Annotated in this window: 1 protein-coding gene; it reads left to right on the plus strand. The window is 67.5% G+C overall.

Going from position 1 to position 567, the window contains the following annotated elements:
- On the plus strand, positions 1-567 hold a 567-nt coding region (locus tag ACXJ3V_RS20505; RefSeq protein WP_457102200.1), incomplete at both ends, for a substrate-binding domain-containing protein.

Below are 567 nucleotides of genomic sequence, written 5' to 3' on the forward strand. Positions count from 1 at the left end.
ATCCTGATCACGCCCAGCGACGCCAAGGCCATCATCCCGGCCATCAAGAAGGCCCAGGACAAGGGCGTCATGGTCATCGCCCTGGACAGCCCCACCGATCCGCAAAGCGCCACCGACGCCCTGTTCGCCACCGACAACTACAAGGCCGGCGTGCTCATCGGCGAGTACGCCAAGGCCGCGATGGCCGGCAAGCCCGTGAAGATCGCCACCCTCGACCTGTTCCCGGGCCACCCGGTGGGCGCGCAGCGCCACAACGGCTTCCTGCAGGGCTTCGGCCTGAAGAGCAACGACGCCAAGAACAACGAACTGGCCCGCCCGCCCGAGGTGGTTTGCATGGCCGACAGCTTCGGCGACCGCGCCAAGGGCCAGACCGCGATGGAGAACTGCCTGCAGAAGAACCCCGACATCACCCTGGTCTACACCATCAACGAGCCGGCCGCCGCCGGCGCCTTCAACGCGCTGCAGAAGTCCGGCAAGGACAAGAGCGTCATGATCGTCTCGGTCGACGGCGGCTGCGACGGCATCCGCGACGTGGCCGCCGGCAAGATCGCCGCCACCTCCCAGCAG

Source organism: Microbacterium sp. P5_E9 (assembly GCF_054049175.1).